Origin of the sequence: uncultured Parabacteroides sp., from assembly GCF_947855115.1 — a bacterium.
Lineage (GTDB): Bacteria > Bacteroidota > Bacteroidia > Bacteroidales > Tannerellaceae > Parabacteroides.
Genome location: NZ_CANTZW010000053.1, coordinates 1 through 9772, shown reverse-complemented (window position 1 = coordinate 9772; position 9772 = coordinate 1). Strand labels below are relative to the sequence as shown.

General features: G+C 53.1%; 8 protein-coding genes. All 8 read right to left on the bottom strand.

The genetic code is table 11. The features are described 5' to 3' along the window. The coding region (locus tag Q0110_RS18035) for a HAMP domain-containing sensor histidine kinase (RefSeq protein ID WP_297909824.1) at positions 1-1382 on the bottom strand (1382 nt) is incomplete at its 3' end. Between the two features lie 144 nt (positions 1383-1526). Next, entirely contained in the window at positions 1527-2645 is a 1119-nt protein-coding gene (locus Q0110_RS18030) for a hypothetical protein (protein WP_297909820.1), read from the bottom strand. Between the two features lie 577 nt (positions 2646-3222). Continuing rightward, the gene (locus Q0110_RS18025; protein ID WP_297909817.1) at positions 3223-4248 is read right to left on the bottom strand and encodes a fimbrillin family protein; all 1026 of its coding nucleotides are present in this window, start codon (positions 4246-4248) and stop codon (positions 3223-3225) included. Positions 4249-4364: 116 nt separating this feature from the next. Then, positions 4365-5213, bottom strand: a complete 849-nt coding sequence (locus Q0110_RS18020; protein ID WP_297909815.1) for a hypothetical protein — start codon at positions 5211-5213, stop codon at positions 4365-4367. Positions 5214-5336: 123 nt separating this feature from the next. Beyond that, entirely contained in the window at positions 5337-6317 is a 981-nt protein-coding gene (locus tag Q0110_RS18015; protein ID WP_297909812.1) for a fimbrillin family protein, read from the bottom strand. 42 nt (positions 6318-6359) lie between these two features. Further along, positions 6360-7322 (bottom strand): fimbrillin family protein, encoded by a 963-nt coding sequence (locus Q0110_RS18010; protein ID WP_297909807.1) that lies wholly within the window; start codon positions 7320-7322, stop codon positions 6360-6362. Between the two features lie 110 nt (positions 7323-7432). Further along, the gene (locus tag Q0110_RS18005; RefSeq protein ID WP_297909804.1) at positions 7433-8371 is read right to left on the bottom strand and encodes a FimB/Mfa2 family fimbrial subunit; all 939 of its coding nucleotides are present in this window, start codon (positions 8369-8371) and stop codon (positions 7433-7435) included. Continuing rightward, complete coding sequence (locus Q0110_RS18000) at positions 8356-9483, bottom strand: DUF3575 domain-containing protein (protein ID WP_297909801.1); 1128 nt, start codon at positions 9481-9483, stop codon at positions 8356-8358. The genes Q0110_RS18005 and Q0110_RS18000 overlap by 16 nt, the downstream gene beginning before the upstream one ends. Positions 9484-9772: the final 289 nt, after the last annotated feature.

The window sequence follows — 9772 nt, the reverse complement described above, 5'->3', positions numbered from 1 at the left end:
ATGCGTGCCGCCGTTTCCTCGCTCATGCCGATACCCGTATCTTCGACGGTCAGCAGGAGCGTCCCGTTTTCGTAGCGGGCGGTGAAGCCGACGCTTCCCGCTCCGGTGAACTTGACAGCGTTCGAGAGCAGGTTGTCCGCGATCTGTTCGATGCGGTCGCTGTCGCCGCAGACCGTAACGTCCGTGCCCTCGAAATTGCACTGAAAGAGAAGCCCTTTGTCGTTGGCGGCGTGGGTGAACCCCGACGCGATACGTTCCAGCAGGTCGGAAAGCCGGAAAGGGGTGTCGTTGCGGGTCTCTTTCGCCTCGTTGAGACGGTACACGTCCAAGAGGTTGTTCAGCAGGTGCAGGATATGTTTGCACAATATGCCGATATTGGCCAGATGGCTGTTGCGCTTCTTGCGGTCGCGCATGTCCATCGCCAGCTCTGCGCTGCCGTTGATGATGCTCAACGGGGCGCGTATGTCGTGGGAAATCGTCAGGATGATTTTCTTGCGCATATCAAGCAGGTCGCGGTTCTGCCCGATAATCTCTTTCAGCTTGCGCTCTCCGGCCTCCTGCCGCCGTATGTCCCGTTGGATGATGATATACGAGAGGATAAGCAGCAGGATAGCTGCACCCAGCACGCAGGCCAGCAAACGGAAAGAGGATAGCCTCGTGTCGGCTATTTGTCTTTCCTGAACGTCGAATGACTTTTGAGCCTGCTCGTCCAGAAAGGTGATAAGTGCCGACAGTTTACGGTTTAACTGCCTGTTTTGCCGGCGAAGGCTGTCCACCGGATCATTGAAATCAAAGGTCGGCGTATCCCGCAAAGTATTTATTTGGCTGTTTAGCGTGCGCAGGTTTCTCGACGGCGGATATACCCTTATCGTGTCCTTCTTGCCGAAAAATCCCGCGATGCCTTTTTTGCGTCGTATTTCTATACGGGGCTTGCTCGCACTTTTGACGACCGTAGGCAGTTGTTGGACGATCAGGCTGTCCATCGCCTCCCGTTGGCGAAAACTCTGCATGATACGCAGCAGGTGCGATTCTTTGGCCGCGAGCAGCATCCGCAACGTGTCGATTTGTTCGGGACGCACAAAACGGACACATTCCTGACGGAGTGCTTGAAGCAGGCTGTCTGTGTCGAGGCGTTTGGAATGATAGGCACGACTGTCCTCGTCGTCCCAGCCGAGCACACCCTCGCCTTGCGTGGTAAGTTCCGTAATGTAGCGGTGGACTTTATTGATATTCTTTGCGATTTCTCTAATATCCTTGCTTTCCGCTTCTATTTCACGTGTACGGCCTCGCTCATGCAGCAAGATGGCGACCATACTGCCTATGACCGCCACCAATACCAAGTATCCGAAAAGGATTTTTTGCTGTAATGATATTCGCTTCATCTTTTTTTATTCAATGTAGGCTTGAAGCTCTTGTCGTAATTCCCGTCATTCTGTTATTTATTATTTCGGCTTTTCGGATTCCGCCACCCGGTTTACGAGACGGGTACTCGTTTTGTAAATATTATGTTTTGGGAAATACACTTGTCACGGATTCCAACCCTCCTTACCCTTATCACTTCCATCCACGATGATGCCCTCGGTGATGGTGGCTGTGTCGTAAACCACACCTTTCCCCACCTTATACTGTGCGTTGGTGGTGAGATTCAGCGTTGATTTTTCGATTTCTATCTTTTGGATGGTGACACTGCCAGCGTAAACAGTACCCATACCGATACATGCAGGAAGCCAAGAACCCACTTCTTGATTCGTTGCTGTAACGGTAGAGTTTTCAATGGAAATAACGCCCATAGTAAGGGACTGCATATCATTCTCCCAAAAACTTGTCCCGATGCATGCCGCCCCCCTCTTGCTGCTGGCTGTGACATTTGAATTAGTTATGGTTATATTTCCAACAACTGCCTGACTCTGCCAACCACCATTTACGCTTGCCGTTACTCCTATCGCGGTTCCCTCATTATCACTTCCCCCGGAGGAAGCTGTGACGGAAAGTGTCACATCGGATATTTCGATATTGCCATAACTAAGAGTTCCTTGCCCCTGCCCCATTATAAAACCGATGCCGACATTGCGCCCTTCACCGGAGGAGACTGTCAGCTTGCTGTTGCCGGTTCCGTTGCCATTAATGGTGATGTTGCAGTTTTCGTGCGCACCGATGCCGCTGCCATTTGTGGAGGTCAGAGAGTTGTTTGTTCCCTTCACTTTCAGTGTAACGGTGGCTCCGTTGTTGATTTCCATAGCCGTGCCTTCGGTTGTCAGCTCCACATTGTCGAGGGTGATGGTGGCGTTGCCATTCACCACGATAGGTGCCGAGCCTTCGTAATCCTTGATAAGGACATCACCGCCATTGACGGTGAATTTGCCATCCGTTCCGGGTTTCAAGGATGCTTTCTTTACGTCAATACTTATCTCGTGTATCTTCCCTTTTTCAGGCGTGACGGGATTTGATAAGACTACCCAATCACCGCCGTTCACCCTGAACTTTGTTATTCCTTTTCCCGGCACTACATTGGCTTCCCAGCAGTCCGCGTTGCTTGACAAGGTAGTCTTGTACATAGTGATTTCGCCGACAGATGTCTCATCGCCTTCTACCACTCCGTTCGTGTTCGTGCAAGAGGTGTAGCTCTCTATCTTGACATCAGTCACACTTCCGGCCTTTTCGCCCACGAATTTCACCCGTACTTTGGCAAGCTGATGAGAGAGGTCGAGTGCGACGGGACTGTCGTAGGAAACCTTCTCTGCGGTGGCTCGTAGTACATACGCCAGATTTCCATCTTGTTGATTGTCAAGTTTTATCTCCCCGTTTGCAGGATACCACGCCGTCACATTGTCCTCGCATTTTGTCCAATAGACGGTATTGACAGGTGTAACCGTTATATTTTTTTCATCTATTTTGTTTATTTTGAACTCTCCAATCTCGTCTGTATTGTCCAGTTGCACATAGATAGTTTCGTTGCCGTCCCACTTGCTGCTGTTCCTGTCCGGGTTGTTCTCACTGACACGGGTCTGAGGGGCATCCGCACCCCACGGCTGCGAGCTGACTTCCGCATCGAGGGTAACGGATGAAATCTCCAACGGGTACACGCCTTCGGGCAAGGTCGTGCCGTTATCGCCCAGCGGGTCATCCTGCGTACAGGCGGCGAGCAGCAGAAGTGCCGCACTAAAAATTACATGATGTAAAATATTCTTGTTCATATTGTTGTTCCTTTATTATATGTTCGTTTTAAAGGGCTACGCTACCGCTGCCAGTGTCACCTTTCCCCCAGCTGATGTCGCCCTCTTCGACCGTCACATCCAAGCCTTTCGCATCGACGGTGATGTTGTAAATCCATTCTTCACCGCTGGTGTATTTGTCTTTCGAACATTCAACCTCGTAGGAATAGGTGGTTTCGCCTACCTTTATCTCTATGGTCTTGCCGGTGCCGGTTATTGTCTGCGGGATTACGACAGCCTCGTAGGTGGCGTACATGCCCTCCGTCGGATTAGGGTTCCTGTATGGAATGATTTCCGACTGCTCCAGCCCCTCGGCTTCAAACAATGCTATCTCCTTGGGTTTTGTTCCTTTGAAATTTCCTTTTATATACCATTTTTCCCCGTCTTTGCCGGTAAGTTTGACCTCCACATCTTCAGGGGCTTGCGCCGAGAGGTATTCGGACGGCCTGAGGTTGATGGTAACCTTCGAGGTGAGGTGGCGGAAATTCAGCGTGTGGTCCCCGTCGAAGGTCAAGGCCTCATAAGCAAAGAGGTAATCGCTATCATTTAATTTATCTTCTTCGCTTTGGTCCTCATAGACCTCGTGTGGGTCCGAAGTATTACGCTCGTCAGGAGTTCTACTCCACGAATAGGCATAGATATAGATTATCTCATCAGTACGTCTCCAATAGATAGGGTCACGCATATAGTAACGATCTATTACCATTGTGCCATCCGCATATATCTGATATGTGCGGACTGTACTCACCATGTAACTCATCCAGTCGATTTTATTCTCCTCCGGATACTCGATACTGCTGGCTATTTGGAGATAATTGTAAGAATAGCCATCCGGCCACGTCCCATGCACCGTGCCGCGCGTGGCAGGCGTGGCGACTGCCTCTCCTATGGCGGCGGTCAGCTCCAGCGGGTATTTCCCGTAAGGCAGCAGCGTGCCTTGTTCGCCTCCGGCAAGCTCGTCCTGCGAGCACGAGGCCAAAGTCAAGGCTACTACCAGCCATAAAGCAAACTTGTGTCGTAATATACTACGTTTCATATTTCCGGTTTTTAATTGTTTATTCTTGTGCCACCGGCGGCTGCGAAACCGCCCGATGCACCTTAATTAGTAGGTATCTCTCCGTGCCTTACGCTGACGCACGGGGTGGCTGAAATTTATTCCTGTGCGCGTACCATCACGTCCTTGTATTCGCCGGCGACAGACTGTCCCGTCACGGGGTCGAAACTGTTCGAGTAGTACACGGAGAGTGTCCCGTCGGACTCGATGGTCACGTCTGCCGTGGAGCTCTGCCCGTTCTCTGCCGTCCAGCGCACTTCCCCGGTGGTGCAGTTCACCACCCAATTCGTATCGCTTGTAAATTCATGTTCGCCGCTGCGTGAATAGGCAGTGAAGGTAGCGTCCGCGCGGTACAGGTGCCAGCCCTCGTCGGGCAGTCCGTTGGAATTTTCCACCCATTCGCCGCCTTTCTTCTCGTAACTCTTGGAGAGAATCCATTTGCCCACCAACTGTTCGGCCAATGTCTTCTGGTTTTCGTCCATGCGGGCAAACGTCCATCGGAACTCTCCCTCCATTATTTCGCCCGTTTCCGAGTCGCGGGCTTCGTCGTGCCCCATGACAAGCGATGTCGCGTCCAGACTGAGCACATCGACGATCATCGTGCCAAGCGTCAGTTTGCCCGTCGCTTCGTCCACTTTCCATTCGCCCAAGTTGAGCTTGGTGTAGCCGTCGGGAGCGGTAAATGCACTCAACGCCGTGCCGTCCGTGCGGAGGGTGTAGGTGTGTCCTTCGCCGTCGGGGATAGGGTCTTCCACCCATTTGCCGTCCTGCTTCCTGTGGCTCTCCTCCATGTTCCACTTGCCGGTGATGTTCTCGGCGATTGGTCTCAGGATGCCGGTTTCGCTGTCCTTGCCATTGCTGTCTTTGCAGCCTGTGAAGACAGTCATCGCTGCAAGGCAGCAGGTTGTCAGGAGGATGCTGGTCGGGATAAAACAATTCTTCTTCATTTTTTCCTTTCTTTTTTATGGTTTCTTTGCGCCACCGCCCGCCGCGACGCGGGCAGCTACACCGTATATCAAAAGGGCATATCTCCGTGCCTTACGCTTGCTGCACAGGATGGCTGTCAGCGATTACTCCATTTCGGCTGTGCCATCGTCATCGCCTGTTTCCTTAGTCCAGTCTGTAATCTTTGCACTTACTACCTTCAGCTCCGTCAGGTTGGCAGTAACGGTAAAGCGGTATTTCTTGGCAGGATCGAACGTCTTGTCCTCCGGCAGTTTATAAACCAGTTCCCCGCCCGCAGTAGTGGTGATGCGGATGAACGGTGTGTCTTTTGTCAAGAGCTGCGGGACGATGACAGCCTCGTTCAGTTCCTTGCCCTCATCACTGTCCGTGTTTGCAGCGGTTTTTGCATCGGTCAGGTGGGTGTCTATCTCAATCGGGTTTCCAATTTCACCTACATTATCCTCCGCTTTCACGCTGAAGCCATTCGCCTTGTCCGGGGTGAACTTGGCTACGATCTTGGTGTTCAGGATTTCCATTTTCGCTATCTCCGGGCTTCCGGCTCCCTGCACCAGCACCACCTCTATCTTGGAGAGCATGTGGCTGAATGGCAGATTGACGGCCGATTTCGTGCGGGCGACATTAGGGGATTTGGCATACACAAGGTCGGACTTGGCGTAGCCGTCGGTTGTGCTTTTCTGGTCCTGCTCTATCCAGTGCAGGATGACTTCTCCCCAGAAACCGCCTGACGACCAATCCTCATACGCATCAAAATTCCCGTGTATGGCGTAGATGTCCACGGCATTGCCGGTCTGGGGGAAGTACATCGTCTCGCCTGTCAAGGCACCGCTTTCTCCTGCCGTCAGTTCCCTGTCTTTGTACAGTTCCTTGTCTGCCACGTTTCCGGCATCATCCACCCACACGTGTACCTGTTCTCCGTTTTTCAACTGCGTGTCGAGGTTGTGCGAGGTACGGGTCTGCACCTCCAGACCACCTGTCAGACGGATTTCCACCGGGGCGTTCGGGTCGTCGCCGGGCAGTCCGTCATTGCTGCAAGCCGCCAGCGCAATGGCAGCGGCTGCAAAAAGAATGTAATTCGTTGCTTTCATCTTTTTATTTGTTTTTCTATTATTGCCTGTGTGTCCTGTCCCTTATTCCGCACTGCCGCTTTCGCCGTCAGCGTTGCCCTGTTCCCAGTCCTTGATGGTGGCCGTAACCTCGATGGCGGTCTTGTGGATGGTGATGTTGTAGATGTACTCCTTGCCCGGATCAAATCTCGTGGCTTTCTCCGAATTGTTCAGCTCCCACACATAAGGCTGCTCGTGCCCCTTGACGTGGAACTCGAACTGCATCCCGTCATAGTCATAGCTCGGCATCACGATGCCTTCGGATGTCCGGCCGTTTTCTGCGGTGAGCAGGTCGATGCCTTCGTAACCTTTCGCAATGGTTACTTCGTCATCAGTCAGTACGTCGAAGTCGGCGGTTGTCTGCTGTCCCGTGAGGGCTACCGTCATACCCGCCAACTCGCTGTGGTTGCCCGCGAAGCCGTTTCCGGTCTCGATATTCAGGCGCACCTTTGAGAGCTTGTGCTCGAAGCGGAACTGCACGGACGGGTCGGTCTTGCTGATGCCTTTGGTCTTGCTGCTTCCCTCTGCCTGTTCCGTCGTGCTGACCATAAAGTCGATGTTTCTCTGCGGATTCTGCGTGGTCAGGTCTATCTTGTAGGTGCTTTCCGCCATTTCCGGCTTATACGGGTAGTAGGCGATGAAATCGCGTGTGCGTCCGTCCACAGGAAGGTAGATAGTCGCGTTTTCATCGGCAGGGTTGAATGTGCCGAGTGCATTTTCTAACGTACTGTACTGCCTGTTGCCCTGTGCCGTCCCGCTCGTTTCATCGGTGGCTATCTCAGTGGTTCCCGGCATCAGTGCGAAGATACCGATGGCATCATTGGCTTCCCACCGGTCATCGTAGGCACGGGTCTGGATACCGCTTGTCACTTGCAGTGCCAAACGGCTGTCGCTGTCATTCCCTCCGGGCAGGTTTTCATCGTTGCTGCATCCTGCAAATACGGCGAGTGCAAGCAGCCCGGTAATCGTCACTTTCATTTTTTGCATAGTCTGTTATTTTATTTATTCAGTTTCCTTGTTACTTTAGATTTTCAATCTACAATCACTCTGCCTCGGCATAACCCGAACAAGTTCGGCTCTGCCCTCGGCTTAATCGTTTATTTTATGTCCGCATCTTCACCGCCGCCGTTGCCCGGCTGCCAGTTGTCGATGGTGGCGCTCATTTCCGCTTCTATCGGGGTGTTCAGGTCGCCTGCCAGCCGGAATGCCTCTGTCATGTCGTTGCCGAAGTCTTTCAGATAGTCCGTCAGGTCGCTTCCCGTCGTCTGCGTCCGTCCGTCGGTGAACACGATGTCGAGCAGAAGGGTCTGTTTGCTGCCCATGATACCCAGCAGCCGTGCGTCGGCAGTCAGCCTGTCTCCCGTACGGATAAATTCGACAGCCGTGGAGACAGCCTCGCCGGTGGTCTGCTGCGCCGCAAGGTCGAATGCTCCGGCTATGCCCGACAGCGTTCCCTCGACAGACGCTATCCGTTCGGGGTCGCCTTCGGTGACGGTCAGTTCCAGATGCAGGTCGCGTACCCGCTGCGATACGGACATCTCCACTTTCAGGCTGTCATCCGCCGTGACCTCTATTTGCCGTGTCCCCGAATGCAGATATCCGGGCAGGGGGTGTATAAGCCCGTCAGCCGCACGGACTGCTGCCCCCAAAGGAGCCACACGGGCGACAAGCCCTTCCACGGAAAAGCCTTCGGGGCGGTTATATACCGTTACGGTATGTGTCCCCGGCTCGAACAGGTCGGGCACGGTAAACGCGCTTCCGGTCGTCTCGAATGTCCGTCCGTCTATATCGACTGTATATCCGTCTCCACCGGGCAATCCGCCTATATCGAGCACTACAGCCCCTTTGTCGGGGTGTGGGGTATTGAAAAGCTCGTCTTTCACGCAGCCTGTCATCGTGACAGCGAAAGTAAGGGTCATTGCCGCCATCGGCAAAACCGTTTTACGGACGACCGTTATTTCCCGTGAACGTATATTTTCCAGCATATTCTTTAATATCTTCTTCATTTTTCCTCCTTCCGTTAGAACAGTTTCCACACTAAGGTTACACCCGCATTCACGGGACCCCACCAGTTCTTGCTCTCCGTACCACGGCGTACACGCACCCCGTCGATGACCTCGTATTTCTCATAGTCGGCATGGACGCAGCCGATACCGAGGTTGAAATCGAGGTCTAAAGCATCAGTCAGCCGTAACTGATAACCGCCGACAATGCCTCCGCCCATCAGGTCGCCTTGCTTGCCGGTCGCGGAGAACTTGTAGTTGAACTGCCCGGCTTTGTACATCGCACCGATATAGCCGCATTTCTCTTTACCTATATAATAGCGCACTTCGGGCGACACTTCCCAGAGGGCATATCTTCTGTCCTTGTCGTTCCATGTCCATGATGTCCACGAGCCGTTCACCAGAATGCCCCATGATGGGTTGATGCGCCACTCGATACCCAAATCAGGTGTAAGGGTCGCCCAGCGCAGCAGGTTCGCACGCAGGGAGAGAGTATAGTCGTCCTTTTCAGTTTCTTCGGCAGCGAGCCTTTCGGCTTCCGTCCTCTCAAGTTCGGCTTTGCGTGCGGCTTCCTCGGCCTTCCTGCGCTCCTGTTCGGCACGTTCTGCCGCAAGGCGTTCTTCCTCGGCTCTCCGGGCAGCTTCACGCTCGGCGGCAAGACGGGCTTTCTCCGCCTGCTCCGCTTCCGCACGCTCCGCAGCCATACTGTCGGCTTTTGCCTGCGTACTGCCCGGGGCATCTTTCTCTGCCGGTATTGCGAGGCGTACCGTGACGAAATTTCCGTCCGAGGCATGGTTGCGCGTGGTGAAGCATTTCTCCACAAGTCCGCTGCGGGTTATCAGTTCGGATTTCACACGGTTGGAACGGGTCTTCGCCACGGCGAGGTTTCCCGCTTCGGTGGATGCGGAAATGCTGTAACCGTCCACATATAGTGGGATTTTTCCCGCAAGGATGTCAGTCTTGTACCGCCTCACGCATTCCTGAAGGCGTTGCAGCTCCTTCCCGTTCTCCCCGAACGGGACATAGAACATGTCCTTGCCCGATACGAAGCGGAAAGTATAGGTCGTGTCTGCCTTTTCCTGCGCCGCAAGGGGCAGAAGCGACAGCACGAACAGCAATGTCAATATGGGCTTTTTCAAATTCATATAATATATCTGTTTGTTAATTCTACATGAAAGACGTTCCGGCGACATACGGGCACGACATCTCCCCGTATATCGCCGGACGGCACAAAAAAAACTCTCCAACCGGAAAAGGTGGGGGAGGTATAGGATTTATAGAATGTATCCCGCAGGAAAAGGCGGGATAATCCGGAAAGAAAAATCCTGCTAACTGACTGAAAATTAAATGATATTTTGTATCTTGACGCGCGTGGCGACTGTGTGTGTGTGTGTGTGTGTGTGTGTGTGTGTGTGTGTGTGTGTGTGTGTGTGT